Raw genomic sequence first — 15,830 nt, 5'->3', positions numbered from 1 at the left:
GCTCGGCCGTCGGTGCGGCTCGGCGATCGCCGGTGGCTGGTCCTGGCCGCTCCTACTGCGGTCCGGCCGCCAGCCCGACCGAGGGCTCTTCGATCGCCTGCGCGGGTACCGGGCGCACCCCGGGCGCGAACTTCGGCACGCGCATGATCACCTTCATGCCCGCGCCCTCCTCGGTCTCCACGACCAGGCCGTAGTCGTTGCCGAAGGTTGCGCGCATCCGGTTGTTGATGTTGCCCAGGCCGACGTGCGCGCCGGTCAGGTGCGCGTCGGCGAGCTCGGCGTCCAGCCGTTCCGGGTTCATGCCGATGCCGTCGTCGTCGACGCTGATCAGCGCCTCCACCCCGTTGTCCTCGGCGATCACCGAGACCGTGCCGCCACCGGGCTTGTTGGCCAGGCCGTGCCGCACCGCGTTCTCGACCAGCGGCTGCAACGCCAGGAACGGCACCACCACCGGAAGGACCTCCGGGGCGATCTTGAGCTGCACCTTGAGCCGGTCGGGGCCGAAGCGGGCGCGCTCCAGCGTCAGGTACCGGTCGATGTTGCGGATCTCGTCGGCCAGCGTGGTGTAGAGGCCGCTGGTCCGGAACGAGTAGCGGGTGAAGTCGGCGAACTCCTGGAGCAGGTCCCGCGCCTGCTCGGGGTCGTTGCGGATCTGCGAGGAGATGGTGTTGAGCGCGTTGTAGATGAAGTGCGGCGAGATCTGCGCCCGCAGCGCCCGGACCTCGGCCCGCGCCAGCCGCTCCTTGGACTCCTGGAGCTCGGCCAGTTCGAGCTGCGTGGACACGTGGTTGGCCACCTCGCCCGCGGCGCGCAGCAGGCGCCTGCGGTCTCCGGCGGAGATGATCACCAGCGCGCCCCGGTTCTCCCCCTCCACCTCCAGCGGCACCACCACGGCGTGCCGCATCACGCACGGCCGCTGCTCGCACGCCACCTCGCCGTGGTCGACGTACTCGCGCTTGCCGGTGCGCAGCACCTGCTCGATCCGGGTGCGCAGTCCCCCGTAGTGGTGGTTGGCCTCGCCGTCCCAGCTGAGCAGCGTGCCCTCGGCGTCGACCACGCCGACCGCGATGCACCCCAGCAGGGCGCGCAGGTGCGGCGCGGTCTGGTCCGCGGATTCCTGCGTCAGCCCCGCCCGCAAGTGCGGCGCGGCGCTGGTCACCTGGTGCAGGGCCGCGAGCGTGGCGTCCTCGACCGAGGTGCTCACCCGTCGCGACCGGCACAGCATCACGAACATCGCGAGCACGGCTAGCGCGGCGAGCGTGGTCAGCACCGTCCGCTCAGTCAGAAGCTCCGGCACAACATCAATGTTGGGGTTCGACACTCCGGGAATCAAGGCGGCTACGCTCAGTGCACTCGTTCCATCGGTGAGCGGTACCCGTTACTTCCGTTCAGCGGAACCGGTTCGGGTGACCTGGTGGAACGGCCTGTGTACAACTCGCCGACTTGTCCACAGCCTGTGGACAAGTCATTTCAGGAGCCGGGAGAGCCGCCGGTCCGCCAGCGGTCTGCCTCCGGTCTGGCAGGTGGCGCAGTACTGCAGCGACCGGTCGGCGAAGGACACCTCGCGCACCTTGTCCCCGCACACCGGGCACGGCAGCCCGGTCCGGCCGTGGACGCGCATGCCGGAACGCTTCTCGGCCTTGAGCCTGGCCGCGTCCTGCTTCAGCGACCGCTCCACGGCGTCGGTCAGGATCTCCCGCATCGTGGCGTGCAGGCGCTCGACCGCGTCGGCGTCGAGCCTGCCCGCGGTCGCGTAGGGCGAGAGCTTGGCGGCGTGCAGGATCTCGTCGGAGTAGGCGTTGCCGATGCCCGCGATCATCGACTGGTCGGTGAGCACGGTCTTGATCCGCTCGGTCCGCCCGGAGAGCACCGCGGTGAGGCCTTCGACGTCGAGCGAGAGCGCGTCCGGGCCGAGCTTGGCGATGCCGGGCACCTCCGCCGGATCCTCGACGACCCACGCCGACAGCTTCTTCTGCGTCCCGGCCTCGGTCAGGTCGAAGCCGACGCCGCCACCGAGGTGGACGCGCAGCGCGATCGGCCCCCTGCCCGGCTTGGGCGGGGCCGGGGACAACGAGTCCGACCAGCGCATCCAGCCGGCCCTGGCCAGGTGGAACACCAGGTGCAGACCCTCGCAGTCGAGGTCGAGGTACTTGCCGTACCTGGTGGCGCCGGTGACGGTGCGGCCGTGCAGCTCGCTCCACGGCGGGCTGACCGTCTTGAGCACGCTCAGCGAGGCGATGTCGACGCGGGCGACGCTTCGGCCGGTGGCGTTGTCGCGGAGGTGCTGCGCCAACGCCTCGACCTCGGGGAGTTCTGGCACCCCACCAGTGTCCACCACCCGACGGGCCCGGTGCCCGGCTCGACGCGCGATCCTTCGACCGGTCGAGCGTGGTGGCCTACTCGACGGGCTGCAGCTGCCCGTTCATGTCGGGCTCGGCGTAGAGCTCGATCTGGCGGGCGACCTTGGCCGCCTCCTGGCGGGCGTTGAGCCCGCCGCGGACGACGCCGAGCCAGGTCTCCGGCGGGTGCTCGTCGTGGTCGCCGGGGGTCTCCGCGCGGATCGTCCACGGCCTGCGCAGCACCCAGCGCACCGGGAAGAACAGCGCCGCGGCCAGCAGGGCGAGCAACAGCCACGGCGGCACGACGACCTCGGGCGGTGTCCACACCACGAACACGACCACGAGGAACAGCAGGACCGCGCCCATGATCACGCCCGGCATCGGGCCGCCGTTGACGTCGTGCTCGAACTCGTCGGCCGCGATCGGGTTCGACCACTCGACGTTGGTCTTGACGGTCCACATCCGGCCGTCGGAACCCCGAACCACCCGGTTCATCGTCGCCTCCCCGCCCACCCGGGCTGGTCGATCGGTGTCGTCCCACGCCGATGACCCCGCCGGTCACCGAGCGTGCATACACGGTACCGCTCCCGTCATCGGCCCGGCGGGTGAAAGTCGGCCGTCACCCGACATTGTCGATCATGCCGGGCGGTGGGGCCAGCCTCGGCGACGACTCTTCGCCGAGGGATGAGCCACGCCACACGGGCGCGGTGGCGCTCCGGACGGGCGCGACGGCATCCACCGAGTCGGGGGACAACTCGACGCACCACGGGCTACTGGCGGGCGCAGGTCAGGTCCGGGGCCGCGCCGAAGGTCCGGCGTGCCTTGGCACGAGTGGCCCCGCTCTTCGGGCCGCCGGTGATGTCCGCGCCGTTCTCCGGGCCGGCGCGGTGCTCCGCGGCCGACGCCGCCTGGAAGTAGGCGGCCCGCAGACCGCGCCGGGCCCGGTGCGCCAGGACGGCGGTCGCGTTCGGGCTCAGCCCGAGCTGCCCTGCGATGCTGGCCGGGCGGTGGCCCTCGACCTCGGTGCGCCACAGGACCTCGCGCCACCGCTGCGGCAGCCTGTGAAACGCCCTGGCCAGCAGCTCGCCCTCGGCCTGTATGCCCTGGTGGTCGCGAAGCCCGGGTATTCGTTTACCGATCTCGTCGACGAGCATCGGCTCCTCGCGGCGAGCGGCGCACCACTCGGCCTGCACGCGGCGCACGACGGTGAGCAGGTAGGTACGGACGTAGTCCTTCGGACCGGCCCCCGCCCGGACCGCGCGCAGCACGCGCAGGAAGACCTCGGCGACGACGTCGTCGGCGTCGATCCCCTGCCGCGGCGCCCGCATCGCGAACCGGCGCACCGCCTGGACGTGCCGCCAGTAGAACTCCCCGTACGCGAGGTCGTCCCCGGCGCGCAGGCGGTCCAGGAGCGCGCGGTCGATCTCTTCGCAACGGCCCGGCCCCGGGCGCGCCGCGCCGCCGGCGTCTTCGTGCATGAATGGCCCTCCCCAGTTTCGGCGACCCACTTGGTATCGCGTGACCTGGGAAGATCGGTACTCCGGCCTCACTCGGACGAGTGGATGCCGGTGACGGAGCTCACGGGAGGCGAACATGGATCTCGAAGAAGCGGTGGCAGTGGTCCGGCAGCAGCACCGGGCCGTGCTCAGCACCCTGCGCGCGGACGGGACACCGCAGATGTCGCCGGTGCTGGCCACCACCGACGACGCCGGGCACGTCACGGTGAGCACGAGCGAGAAGTCGGCGAAGGTCCGCAACCTGCGCCGCGACCCGCGCGCCTGGCTGTGCGTGCTGCCCGACGAGTTCTTCGGCCGCTGGGTGCAGGTCGAGGGCGACGTGGAGATCGTCGAACTGCCCGACGCGATGCCGCTGCTGGAGGAGTACTTCCGCAGCATCTCCGGCGAGCACGACGACTGGGAGCAGTACCGCGCCGCGATGCGCGACGAGGGCAGGGTGCTGCTCCGGGTGACGCCGACCCGCGCCGTGTCGGCTCCGACCGGTTGACCTGACCAGCGGTAACGCGCTCTCGGAGCGGGCAGGCGGTGTTCACCCGGACGCGAACCGGACCCCCCTCGAACAACGGGCGAACGATGCGTTAAAGTAGTCCGCAACAGGCCCTGAGGGGCCGGAGAAAATGCGGATGTAGCGCAGCTGGTAGCGCATCACCTTGCCAAGGTGAGGGTCGCGGGTTCGAGTCCCGTCATCCGCTCGCAGGCAGAAAGCCCCGCCGCACGATCGGCGGGGCTTTCTGGCGTCCGGGGTCTGGCGTCTGGCGTAAGCACCGGGCAGGCGAACGGCCGCGCCGGGCAGCAGGGTCGAGCAGTCGAGCGGCCGAGGTGACGCCGGCCGCCCCAGGTTTCCGAGCGAGCCGTCGAGTTGCCGAGCAAGCGGCCGAGGTGACGGCGACCGACCCGAGTTTCCGAGCGAGCCGAGCTGACCGAGCGAGCCGCCGAGCTGCTGAGCGAGCAGGCGAGTTGGTAAGCAGGCAGCCAAGTTGCTGAGCTAGCGGCCAAGCCGCTGGGCAGGCAGCCGAGCTACGGAACGAGCAGGAGAAAGCCGGGAGAAGTCGTTCGGCCGACTCCTTTCCAGCGTCGTCCCACAACCGGCCCCGGAGCCGTCGCACGGGCCGCCTCGTCTTCCGGTCGGCCCTGGCTCCCGTGTGCCCCAGGTCAGCGGGTTCTGCGCGGGGCGGGCACGCCGATGGGCGGGAGCCACGTACGTCAGTTGGACTGGACCAAACGGACTCATGGTCTGGACCAAAACCCACGACTTTCCGTACGGGATGTTGCGCGAAACGGTGCTGTTTCCCGGCGCGTCGCCGGGAGTAATTTCTTCGAAACCCCGAAGCAGTTGGAAGGAGCATCCCGTGCTCGCGAAAAGAATGAAACGCACTCTCGGCATCGCGTTGTTCGCCCTCGTCCCGCTCACCCTTCCCGTGGTGACCGCCGGAATGGCGCAGAGCCACGGATTCACCCAGAGCCCGTCGAGCCGCCAGGACGCGTGCGCGCAGGGCAAGGTCTCCGACTGCGGCACGATCGTCTGGGAGCCGCAGAGCGTCGAGGGCCCGAAGGGCTTCCCGCAGGCCGGGCCCGCCGACGGCAAGATCTGCTCCGCCGGGCTCGCCCAGTTCGCCGAGCTCGACGACCCGCGCGGCGGCCAGTGGCCCGCGACCAACGTCAGCGCAGGTCAGGACTTCACGTTCACCTGGAAGATCACCGCGGCGCACTCGACGATGTCGTTCCGCTACTTCGTCACCAAGGACGGCTGGGACCCGTCGCAGCCCCTGACCCGGGCCGCGCTGGAGCCCGCGCCGTTCGTCAGCCAGGACCTCGGCGGCCAGCGTCCGCCGAACACCTACACCCACACCGGCAAACTTCCGAACAAGTCCGGCAAGCACGTGATCCTCGGCGTCTGGGACATCGCCGACACCGGGAACGCCTTCTACTCGTGCGCGGACGTGAACTTCGGTTGATCGACGGAACAGTCCGCAAGAACGCCTCGGTGCACCCCCACACCGAGGCGTTCTCCATTCCGCGAAAATCTCTGCCGTCCATTTTCCGGTCTTCAGTGGGAAATTTTCTGCCGTGAATTTCAAATAGAGAAGACATCGCCCCGGCGATACGGTAGGAGCGGTCGCCACTGAACCAGCTCGCCAAGCGTCTGCCTCGGGAGTGCGGATGGGAGTCGACACCGGACGGACACCTCTTCCGGCCGGTCTTCCGGCCAGGGCCGCGGACACCTACCCGTCGAACACCGCGCTTTACGCGGACCCGGCGCTGGTTCACGGCACCGACTACCGCATCCGGCACCGGCGGCACCGCACGCCTTCCCCTCCGGCCGTCATCGCCCCGCACGGAGGGGAGATCGAAGCCGGGACCTCGGAGCTGTGCCTGGCGATCGCCACCTGGCCGGACGGCGCCGCCTTCGACTACTGGGCCTTCGAGGGGCTGCGCTCGCCGAGCGCCCTGCACGTCACCTCGACCCGTTGCGACGATCCGCTCGCACTGTCGCTCTGCGCGCGCAGCCCTTGCGCGCTGAGCCTGCACGGCTGCCGCGCGGAGCAGACCGGCACCGACCGCGACGCGCAGTCCGTCCTGGTCGGCGGCCGCGACGGGACCACCCGGCACCACCTCATCCGCGAGCTGCGCCGCGCCGGCTTCGACGCCACCGACGCCTCCTCCCACGGCGTCCTCAGCGGCATGTCCCCGGCCAACATCTGCAACCGGACGCGCAGGGGCCGCGGCAGCCAGCTGGAGATCACCACGCCCCTGCTCGACGCCATGTTCACCAGCAACACCATCGAAGGCCGCAAACACACCAGGACACCCGTCTTCTGGGCCTTCGTGGCAGCGGTCCGCGCGGCGTTCCTCCAGTGACCGGAGCGCGGTGCGGACCCCCGTGAAGATCAGGGGCCTCCCCCGCGCCGAGACTCTGGCGCGCCCCTGCCGTTCGGCGGGGCGACACCATCGAGCCGTTCTCGTCCGGCTGTCACCTTTTCCCAGGTAAGCCCGATCAGGGCACGCCCCTCCGGCCAGTGCGGCGCCGGATGAGCAGAAAAGGAGACCGGCGTTGAACGACACCGGACGATTCACCCCCACCGACCGCGTCAAGCCCACGCGATCCACCGGTAATAGGACGGTCGCCGCAGTCCTGACACTCGGCATCGCAGGCGGCCTGGGTATGGCCAGCCTGGGGACGGCCCAGGCGGAACCCGTGGCCTCCGCTTCCACCGTCGCCGGCGCACCGTCGCTCACCGCCGGTTTCAAGCAGCGCCAGGTCACCCCGGAAGAGGCCAAGCAGGTCGAGGACGACGCCAACAAGGCGTTCCGGAACGCCGAGGAGGCGCGCAACGCCGCTGATGCCGCCCGTGCGACGGCGAACGAGCTGGAGGGGCAGCGGGCCGCGGCCGAGGCCGAGCGCGGCAGGCTCTTCGGCATCGCGTTCAGCAAGCTGGACGAGCTCAACGCCGCCGAGGAGCAGCTCGCCAAGACGATCGAGGACTTCAACAGGGCGGAAGCGGCCGCGAAGGCGGACCCCACCAACGTCGTCCTCAAGGCCGTGCTCCTGCAGGCCCGCCTCGCGTTCAACGACGCCGTGCAGCTGCACACGAACAAGAAGGAAGAGCTCCGCCAGGCCAACACGGCTGTCGTGACCGCCGGCAACCAGATGCGCGAGCTCGAGAACCGCGTGCGGATGGCCGAGTCGGCCGCCCGCAGCGCCGAGGGCGCCGCCGAGGTGGCCGACCAGGAGTTCGCGAAGGCCGCGAAGAAGTTCGAGGACGTCACCGGAGTCCCGTTCGTCCCCAAGCCGGTCGAGGTTCCCGCCACGCCGAGGCCGGTCGAGGCTCCCGCCGCACCGACCGGTGACGAGATCGTCAAGGACGAGCAGAAGGAAGACGAGCAGAACAAGCCCGGCGAGGAGGAAGCGAAGTCGCCTGCCCAGACCGCCGACGGCGAGGAAGACGGCAAGCGCGAGCAGGATCCGGACCAGCGCGTTCCCGGCTCGGGTGGTGAGGAGCAGTCCTCCAAGAAGTCCGACGACGTCGGCACCGGTTCCGGCGTAGGCAGCGACACCGGGGACGGCAAGGAGTCAGCGGGCAAGAAGGGCACCACTGCCGGCAAGAGCGACGGCACGGCCGTCGGCGAGGGCAACGCCTCCAACGGCCAGAACACGGGCGGCACCGCCGTCGGGGAGGGCGACAGCACGGAGGCTGGGACCAGCAGCGGCGGCTCCGCGGTCGGCGCCGGCAACGCCACCAGCGGTCAGAGCGGTAGCGGCGGCAGTGCTGCCGGTACCGGAGACGGCACGAAGTAACCGCGAAGGTCGCACGAGAGCCCGGATTCGCCCCTACCCAGGGATGAGTCCGGGCTCCGGCGTGCTCGCCGCCAATGCAGGTGGGCGGCTCCCGGCTCAGCTATCGCCCGGCATGGCCAACCCCACCGGGCACGACACGCCGGTGCCGCCGATGCCGCAGTAGCCGTTGGGGTTCTTGGCGTCGCTCAGGTACTGCTGGTGGTAGGTCTCGGCGTAGTAGAAGTCGCGCAGGGGCGCGAGTTCTGTGGAGACGGTGCCGTGGCCCGCGGCGGTGAGGGCCGCCTGGAACTGGTCGCGGCTGGCCTCGGCGATCTGTCGCTGCTGGTCGTCGGCGTAGTAGATCGCCGAGCGGTACTGGGTGCCGACGTCGTTGCCCTGGCGCATGCCCTGGGTCGGGTCGTGGTTCTCCCAGAAGACCTTGAGGACCTGCTCGTAGCTGATCACCTTCGGGTCGAAGACCACCAGGACCGCCTCGGTGTGGCCGGTCAGGCCGCTGCACACCTCTTCGTAGGTCGGGTTCGGCGTGTAGCCGCCCGCGTAGCCGACGGCCGTCGACCACACGCCCTCGGTGCGCCAGAACGTGCGCTCCGCGCCCCAGAAGCAGCCCATGCCCACCACGGCGGTGGCCAGGCCCTCCGGGAACGGCGGGACGATGCGCCGATCCGGGTGCACGGCGTGCCACTCCGACACCGGCATCGGCGTCGAACGGCCCGCCAGCGCATCACCCGGCTCGACCATGCGGACCTTGTGCGAGGAGAACGGGTCACCGAACAGCGCCATACCGACGAGGGTACGCGGCGGTCACGTGCCGTCCACCTCTCCGGGAAACGACCGCATCGCGGGACGGGTCTCCTCCTCGGACTGCCGCTGGTCCGGTCGGGCGTGCCGACCGCCCTGCCCGCGCGCCGGAGGCGCGGGGCGCGGCCCCGACGGCGGCTCGACCGCGCCGGAGAGCCGGCGGGCGAGGACGGAGTCCTCGTCCGGAGCCGGCGGACGGTGGCCGTTGGAGCTCGGCGGCGCAACGGCGCGCGGCGGGCGCGGGCGGCGCGGTGGCACCGGAGGTGCCGCGCCGCCCGACGGCGGAGCGTCCGGGCGCGGAGCGTCCGGGCGCACGGGCCACGTGCCCGGCACCGCGCCGGGCCGCGGAGCGGGCCCGGCGGGCCGGGGCGGGGCGGAGCGCGGCGAAGCCGGCGAGTCCGGCCCGGACGGGCCGTAGGGAGCGGAGGGAGCCGGCTGTCCGGACTGTGCGGCCGCGGGGGGTGTGGCGTGGCGGGATGAGCGGCCGTTGGGGGATGACGGCGAAGCCTCGGGGAAGCCGGGGGACGCGGGCGGCCGGGGCCGCTGGTGCGGGCGAGACGGGGCTGCGGCCGGGTCCGGGGCCCGCCGGGTCGGCGGTGTCCACGGTGACGGAGAGCCGTGGGAAGGCTCCCCGGGATCGGCGGCGCGTCGGTGCGCCGGCGCCGACGGGTCGCGGGGCGGCATTCGGCGTCGAGTGGCGTCCTCGGCGGCGGGAAGGGATGTCACCTCCGTCTCGGGGAAAGCTGCGCGCCCGGATTCGGGGAAAGCTGCGCGCCGGGGTTCCCGGTCGTCGAGGCGGTCGGGCGGCGCTGGGCGATCACGGCGGTCGGCGCCGTTCCGCTCCTCAGCACCATCGAGGTCGTCGGCAAGATCGTCGAAGGCGTCGTCGTCCGGTTCGTCGTCGGCCTCGCCGTGCTCCTCGTCCTCCAGCGACGGCGACGGCTTGCGCGACGGCTCCGGCTGCGCCGGGGTGATGTAGTGCCGCAGCCGCATCGTGGGGTCCTCGACGTACTTCCACGACAGCGTGCCCATCACGTACGCCAGCGGCGCGGCGCAGACCAGCATCAGGTACTGGTTGGCGATGCCCGCCATCGCCAGCAGCTGCTGGATCGGGAAGCCCCAGACGTAGACGCCGTAGCTGCCGTTGACCCACACCCCCGGCACCTCCAGCCGCGAAGGCCAGAAGTGGCCGGTCACGATGACCGCGTAGCTGACGGCGAAGGTCATCAGGAACGAGCCGACCTGGTTGTTCGGCATCAGCACCAGCACGCCGAGTCCCGCGGCAGCCGCGACGGGCGAGAGCGGGACGCGGTAGAGGTTGAGCACGACTCCCAGCGCGAACGCCACCAGGAACGCCACCAGCGACTCGATCGGCACGCTCAGCAGCGAGCCCGCCGACTCCGCGCCCGGGGTGTCCTCCAAGTGCCTGTCCCAGGCCACCAGACCGACCAGCGCGACCACCGAGAGCCAGCGGTAGCGCTGCTTGCCCGCGCCGAGCAGCAGCAGGGTGTAGAGGCCGCCGTAGGCGAGCAGCTCCATCGGCAGCGTCCACAGCGAACCGTTGACCGCGTCCGGCCACGGGTTGCCGGTGAAGACCCCCGGCAGCTCGTGCTTGAGCGTGAGCATGCCCGCGTTGTTGACGATGTAGCCCCACGTGCCGTGCGCGCTGAAGTACTCGCCGACGGGCAGCGTTGTGACCATCGGGCCGACGACCAGCGCCATGCCGAGCGTCACGGTGAGCATCGGCGGCCACAGCCGCAGGACGCGCTTGGCGGCGAAGCGCGCCGGATGCGGGTCGCGGATCCAGCTCTCGGTGATCTGGAAACCGCTCATGGCGAAGAACCCCATGAGCACGCCCTCGTCGGGCTGCACCGGCCATTCCGGCGGGAACAGCTCACCCGTGCCGACCAGCGGAGAGCTGTGCCCGTAGATGACCACGAGCGCGCCGATCATGCGGATCCACGCGAATCCGTGGTTGGGCGATGCGAACAACTCGGGGCGGGCGTGGACGACTCTGGCGTCACCCACCCAGATCACCCCATCACGACATGGCCCCCACCACCGGATCAACGCTGCGTAGCGTATCCCGCCCTGGTCGATCTATGGAGACCATTGCCTCCACCTGGGCTACCGTTAACTGCGGGTGAAGCGGGGGGAACCGCCGGATCGTTATCCGGCCGGTGCACCCGACCATTGCGCAGGGGTGCAAAATGGCGGTCGATCGCCATTGGTGTGCGGTCGCCAATCCGGAAAGGGCGCATCGGTGACCTGGCAAGACGAGCTGCAACATCTCGACGCCGAACTAGCGGCTGGACGCATCTCCGCCGAGGAGTACCGCAACCGCCGCGACGTCGCGCTCGGCAGGGCGCAGGCGCAGTCCGGTCCCACCTCCGGCGGTTTTCCCCAGCAGGATCCCCAATCCGGCGGATTCCCCCAGCAGGACCCGCAGTCCGGAGGCTTCCCGCAGCAGCAGCCGGGGCAGGCCGACCCGTTCCCGCCCGCGTTCAACTGGGGCGCCGCCGCGCAGGGCGTTCCGCAGCCCGGGCCGCAGGGCCCGCAGCCGCCCGCCGGCGAGGAGTCGACGCAGATCGTCCACAACCCGATGCTGCAGCAGCCTCCGGCGCAGCACGGCGGCGACTCGGAGAGCACCCAGGTCGTCAACCTCAACCAGGCGCCGCAGCAGCAGTGGCCCGGTCAGCAGCAGGGCCAGCAGCAGTGGCCGCAGCAGCAGGGGTGGAGCACCTCGGACAACCCCGGCACGCCGTGGGGTGACGAGCTGCCGCCCGCCGAGCACGGCGACACCAGCTGGATGCGCCAGGGCCCGGAGGTCTTCGAATCCGCGGGCAAGTCCTCGAAGGGCAAGCTGGTCGCGGGCCTGTCGATCGGCGGTGTGCTGCTGGCCGGCGTGATCGTGGCCGGCGTCTTCTACTTCACCTCCGGCGGCGAGGAGCAGGTGCCCGACGCCCAGGGCACGACGCAGCAGCAGGAGCCGCCGCCCACCACCAGCGCGCTCCCCGAGCCGCCCGCCGCCAAGCCGGCGCCGCCCGCCACCTCGCAGGAGGTGCTCATCGCGTCTCCCGGCGGACCGCCGCACCTGTGGAACGGCGCGCTGGACCCGGCGCTGCTCAGCGGCCCGAGGGCCGGGCTGCTCCAGCCGCAGCAGGTGCGCGACTTCGCGCTGCAGAACGGTTTCGCCGACGGCTGGTTCGTCGGCACCGAGGGCGCGCCGCGGTCGACGCTGCTGGCGCTGCGCATGCCCGACCAGAACACCGCGTCGGGCCTGGTGAAGAAGTACCTGGAGTCGCAGCAGGGTCTGTCCACCGTGGACGAGCTGTCGTACCAGGGCGTGCAGGTGAAGTCGGCGGGCAACGTGTTCCGGACGGCTTACGTGGTGCACAACTGGGCGGTCATCATCGACGTCGGCGCCGACGACAAGGCCGCCGCGCAGCAGCAGTTCCAGACGGTGCTGGGTCAGCAGCTCCAGCAGAGCCCGCCGACCGTGCGGGAGTGACCTGAGCGGGAAAGGATGAGGGGGATGCCGGTCGGCATCCCCCTCATCTTTTTGCGTCCAACGCGGCCACCGTGGGCGACGAGGTCGCGCAACGGCGGGGCCGCCCGGGTGTCAGGCGACCTCGTCGGTGACCTTGCTCAGGAGCTCGCGCAGCGTGCCCAGCGACACCGCCGGTCCGAACTGCGCGGCGACGGCGACCTTGCCGGCTTCCGAAAGCCGCTGCCACGCCTCGTCGTCGATGAGCAGCCGGACGACGGCGTCGGCGAAGCCGCGGGCGTCGTCGGCGACGAGCACGTCGCGGCCGTCGACCAGGTGCATGCCCTCCGTCGCGACCGTCGTGCCGACCACCGGGACGCCCTCGCCGAGGCTTTCGCCGACCTTGCCCTTGACGCCCGCGCCGAAGCGCAGCGGTGCCAGCGTGACGCGGCTGCGCCGGTACAGCGGCGCGAGATCGGGCACCCAGCCGTGCACCTCGACACCGCGGCCGGCCAGCTCCCGGACCTCGCCGGTGGGGTTGCTGCCGACGACGTGCAGCACCGCGTCCGGGCACTTCTCCCGCACCAGCGGCATGATCTCCTGCGCCGCCCAGCGCACCGCGTCGCTGTTCGGCGGGTGGTCGAAGCTGCCGACGAACAGCACGTCTCGCCGTCCCGCCGGGTCGGCCGCCTGCCAGTCGATCTCGTGGACGTTGGACAGCACCCGCACGTCGGCGTCGGGCACCAGCTCGGTCAGCAGCTCGCGCTCGGCCTCCGAGACCACCAGCGTGACGTCGCAGGACCGGGTCAGGCCCAGCTCCATCTGGCGCGACGCGAACGCCTTGCGGCGCAGAGCCTGCCCGGCCTCGGCCTCGCCCTGCGACTCGGCCAGCGCCGCCTGCCGCTCGAGCCTCAGGAAGTGCACGTCCACGGTGTCGTAGGCGATGACGCACTGCGGCGCGCTGGTGCGCAGCTCCTCGACCAGGCTCCACGCCACCTGCGGGCGCGAGAGCAGCGCCATCGAGATCTCCGAGCCCGCCTCGGCCAGGAACGCCTGCTGGAGCTCCGGTGCGGGCAGGACGGTGACTCCGAGCTGCTGCAGGTCGGTGGTGTAGGGCTCCAGGCGGGCGTGGTTGCCGGGGAAGAACACCACGCGGCAGCCGAGTTCGACGAGCTGCTGCATGATGCGGCGGATGCGCACCGAGCCGGAGTCGAAGTCCGGTCGCGGCACCTGGTGGTCCTTGACCAGCACGATCGGGCCGTGGTGGCCGCGGGTGCCGCGGTGGCGGGCCAGCCACAGGTTGCGCGGGGAGGCTTCCGGCAGGTGCTCGGCGGCCAGCGTGTCCGCCCACTTCTCGACGAAGGCCCGGCGGTTGAGCTCCTGGTGCTTCTTCACGCCGGTGCTGATGTCGGTGCCGTTGGACACGCCTTCGTGGTGCACGACCACGGCCTTCGGCTGCACCACGGTGCGGTAGCCCCGCGCGCGGACGGCGAAGGCGAGGTCGGTGTCCTCGTAGTAGGCGGGCGCGTAGCGGGTGTCGAAGCCGCCGACGCCGCGGAACAGCTCGGCGCGCACCAGGATCGCCGCGCCCGAGCAGTAGTCGACGTCGCGCACGTCGTTGAACTCCGCGGCGCCGGCGTCGCCGTTGCGGCCGTAGTTCCAGCCGTTTCCGTCGGCCCAGACGATGCCGCCGCACTCCTGCAACCGGCCGTCCGGGTAGACGAGCTTGGCACCGACCAGGCCGATGCGCTCGTCGGACTCCATCGTCTCGACCAGGATGTCCAGCCAGGACTCGGTGACCTCGGCATCGTTGTTCAGGAAGAACAGGTGCTCGCCGCGGGCGTGCTCGGCGCCGAGGTTGCAGGCGCCGATGAAGCCGAGGTTGCGCTCGGCGCGCACCAGGCGGACGCCCTCGCAGGCGGCGAGCTTGGCGGCGCTGTCGTCCGGGGAGGCGTCGTCGACGACGATCACCTCGAATGGCACCGACACCAGGTGCCCGGCCAGGAACCGCAGGCACTGCCGGGTGTAGGGCCACTTTCCGTGCACCGGGACGATCACGCTGACGACCGGGCGGTCGCTGCACGGCACCGGCAGCGGACTGGTTTCGGCCGTCTCGGTCACCTGCGGCACGCCGGGTTTGCGGCCGAGCGCGATCTCGTAGACGTCGCGGCGGGTCGTGCCCCGCGGGGCGACCCGCTCGACGACCTGCCGGTACTTGCCGACCGCGCGCTGCACGAGCGCGGAGTTCTGGGCGGCGAGCTCGGCGTTGGTGGCGGTGAGCTCGGCGGCGCGCTGCTCGGCTTCGGCGACGCGGCCTTCGAGGCGGGCGAGGCTGTCCTGCAGCCACTCGATGCGGGCGGCGTCGCGTTCGGCGGCCTGCTCGGCGGCGGAAAGCTTGGTGTCGACGACGACGCGCAGCTCCGCACGCTCGCGCTCGGCGGTCTCGGCGCGCTGCTCCTCCTGCCGCCGCAGCGACTCGAGCTTGGTGATCGTCGCCTTCAGCTCCTCGGCCTCGACGCGGCTGCGCTGGTAGAGCCGGTTGAGCTTGGCGACGTCGGCGACGGCGGTGTCGCGCTGCTCGACGACCGCGCCGCCGGCCCCGTGGGCGAGGGTCAGGCCGGCGTCGAGCAGTACGGCCGAGCCGGGCAGCTTCGGCAGCTGGCGGTCGGAGGCGATGCCGACCAGGTAGGTGTGCGGCAGGCCCGGCTCGACGGTCCAGCGGTCCTCGCCCTGGCGCAGCGTCTGGAGCCGGACGCCGTCGATGGCGGTGTCCGGGTCGCCCGGGTCGGCGGGCGTCATGACCGAGCCGACCGCGACGTTCTGCTTGAGCAGCGCGACGTGCCGGAACGCGCCCTCCAGCAGGGACTCGAACTCCGGCGCGGTGAGCTCCTTGACGTGGAACGGGTTGTCGTTGCCGTGCTCGTGCTGGTAGACGGCGGTGTCCGGGGTGCTGACCAGGAAAAGCCCGCCGCGCACGAGCCGGTTGCGCACCAGCGCCAGCACCGCGTCGTGCTCGGCGACGTGCTCGATGGCCTCGAAGCAGACGACCACGTCGAACGGCTTCTCGTCGGCCAGCAGGTCGGGGTCGGTGATGGAACCGGTGCGGAAGCTGACGTCGCGGCCGCCGTAGGTGCGCCGGGCGTGCTCGACGGTGGTCTCGTCGATGTCGACGCCGACGACCTCTGCGCCCTCGGCGGCCAGCAGCGCCGCGCCGTAGCCCTCGCCGCAGGCCAGGTCGAGGACGCGCTTGCCCTTCACGAAGCGCGCGGCGATCGCGTAGCGGTGGTAGTGCTCGTAGATCACCTGGACGTCGTCCGCCCACGGGACGCAGCGCTCGCCGGTCCAGTCGATGAGCCGGTCGTCACCGCTGCCGCTGTTGTCGATCATCGTCG

At 71.4% G+C, this 15,830-nt stretch carries 12 protein-coding genes and 1 tRNA gene; 6 read left to right on the top strand and 7 right to left on the bottom strand.

All coding sequences use genetic code 11. From position 1 onward, the window contains the following. Positions 1-52: 52 nt before the first annotated feature. The 4 genes from SACE_RS00550 to SACE_RS00535 form a co-directional block, all read right to left on the bottom strand. Positions 53-1,297 (bottom strand): GAF domain-containing sensor histidine kinase, encoded by a 1,245-nt coding sequence (locus SACE_RS00550; protein WP_009949300.1) that lies wholly within the window; start codon positions 1,295-1,297, stop codon positions 53-55. 168 nt (positions 1,298-1,465) lie between these two features. Beyond that, the gene (locus tag SACE_RS00545; protein WP_009949301.1) at positions 1,466-2,320 is read right to left on the bottom strand and encodes an Fpg/Nei family DNA glycosylase; all 855 of its coding nucleotides are present in this window, start codon (positions 2,318-2,320) and stop codon (positions 1,466-1,468) included. Between the two features lie 76 nt (positions 2,321-2,396). Continuing rightward, positions 2,397-2,834: a hypothetical protein gene (locus SACE_RS00540; RefSeq protein WP_011872946.1), complete on the bottom strand. Its 438-nt coding sequence runs from the start codon at positions 2,832-2,834 to the stop codon at positions 2,397-2,399. Between the two features lie 275 nt (positions 2,835-3,109). Further along, complete coding sequence (locus SACE_RS00535; RefSeq protein ID WP_009949305.1) at positions 3,110-3,817, bottom strand: RNA polymerase sigma factor; 708 nt, start codon at positions 3,815-3,817, stop codon at positions 3,110-3,112. Positions 3,818-3,932: 115 nt separating this feature from the next. Here SACE_RS00535 and SACE_RS00530 point away from each other — a divergent pair, with 115 nt between their 5' ends. The 5 genes from SACE_RS00530 (at position 3,933) to SACE_RS00510 (ending at position 8,153) form a co-directional block, all read left to right on the top strand. Continuing rightward, the gene (locus SACE_RS00530; protein WP_011872945.1) at positions 3,933-4,343 is read left to right on the top strand and encodes a PPOX class F420-dependent oxidoreductase; all 411 of its coding nucleotides are present in this window, start codon (positions 3,933-3,935) and stop codon (positions 4,341-4,343) included. Between the two features lie 132 nt (positions 4,344-4,475). Next, positions 4,476-4,548 (top strand) — tRNA-Gly (locus SACE_RS00525). Between the two features lie 657 nt (positions 4,549-5,205). After that, positions 5,206-5,811: a lytic polysaccharide monooxygenase auxiliary activity family 9 protein gene (locus SACE_RS00520; RefSeq protein ID WP_011872944.1), complete on the top strand. Its 606-nt coding sequence runs from the start codon at positions 5,206-5,208 to the stop codon at positions 5,809-5,811. A 205-nt stretch (positions 5,812-6,016) separates the two neighbouring features. Continuing rightward, positions 6,017-6,715 carry a poly-gamma-glutamate hydrolase family protein gene (locus tag SACE_RS00515; RefSeq protein WP_009949309.1) on the top strand — a complete coding sequence of 233 codons (699 nt, stop codon included), beginning with the start codon at positions 6,017-6,019 and terminating at the stop codon, positions 6,713-6,715. A 193-nt stretch (positions 6,716-6,908) separates the two neighbouring features. Further along, a complete protein-coding gene (locus SACE_RS00510) occupies positions 6,909-8,153 on the top strand; it encodes a hypothetical protein (RefSeq protein WP_011872943.1) in 1,245 nt (414 codons plus the stop codon). 96 nt (positions 8,154-8,249) lie between these two features. Here SACE_RS00510 and msrA read toward each other — a convergent pair whose 3' ends face one another. Both msrA and SACE_RS00500 read right to left on the bottom strand, forming a co-directional pair. Next, positions 8,250-8,933, bottom strand: coding sequence for a peptide-methionine (S)-S-oxide reductase MsrA (gene msrA, locus SACE_RS00505; RefSeq protein ID WP_009949312.1), 684 nt, complete (start codon positions 8,931-8,933; stop codon positions 8,250-8,252). Between the two features lie 21 nt (positions 8,934-8,954). Continuing rightward, positions 8,955-10,979, bottom strand: coding sequence for an acyltransferase family protein (locus SACE_RS00500; protein ID WP_143538043.1), 2,025 nt, complete (start codon positions 10,977-10,979; stop codon positions 8,955-8,957). Between the two features lie 235 nt (positions 10,980-11,214). Between SACE_RS00500 and SACE_RS00495 the strand changes: the two genes are divergently transcribed. Next, the gene (locus SACE_RS00495; RefSeq protein WP_009950867.1) at positions 11,215-12,462 is read left to right on the top strand and encodes a hypothetical protein; all 1,248 of its coding nucleotides are present in this window, start codon (positions 11,215-11,217) and stop codon (positions 12,460-12,462) included. A gap of 111 nt (positions 12,463-12,573) precedes the next feature. On the opposite strand, the gene SACE_RS00490 is transcribed toward SACE_RS00495, so the two are convergent. Then, positions 12,574-15,825: a glycosyltransferase gene (locus SACE_RS00490; protein ID WP_009950868.1), complete on the bottom strand. Its 3,252-nt coding sequence runs from the start codon at positions 15,823-15,825 to the stop codon at positions 12,574-12,576. Positions 15,826-15,830 lie beyond the last annotated feature (5 nt).

The organism is Saccharopolyspora erythraea NRRL 2338 (genome assembly GCF_000062885.1).
Lineage (GTDB): Bacteria > Actinomycetota > Actinomycetes > Mycobacteriales > Pseudonocardiaceae > Saccharopolyspora_D > Saccharopolyspora_D erythraea.
The sequence above is the reverse complement of the archived record's forward strand: the minus strand, read 5'-3'. Positions and strand labels throughout refer to the sequence as shown.

Excerpts from the sequence above, each read along its gene's own strand:
- SACE_RS00540 (WP_011872946.1), bottom strand. The coding sequence starts at position 2,834 with ATGAACCGGGTGGTTCGGGGTTCCGACGGCCGGATGTGGACCGTCAAG.
- SACE_RS00535 (WP_009949305.1), bottom strand. The coding sequence starts at position 3,817 with ATGCACGAAGACGCCGGCGGCGCGGCGCGCCCGGGGCCGGGCCGTTGC.
- SACE_RS00530 (WP_011872945.1), top strand. The coding sequence starts at position 3,933 with ATGGATCTCGAAGAAGCGGTGGCAGTGGTCCGGCAGCAGCACCGGGCC.
- SACE_RS00515 (WP_009949309.1), top strand. The coding sequence starts at position 6,017 with ATGGGAGTCGACACCGGACGGACACCTCTTCCGGCCGGTCTTCCGGCC.
- msrA (WP_009949312.1), bottom strand. The coding sequence starts at position 8,933 with ATGGCGCTGTTCGGTGACCCGTTCTCCTCGCACAAGGTCCGCATGGTC.
- SACE_RS00490 (WP_009950868.1), bottom strand. The coding sequence starts at position 15,825 with ATGATCGACAACAGCGGCAGCGGTGACGACCGGCTCATCGACTGGACC.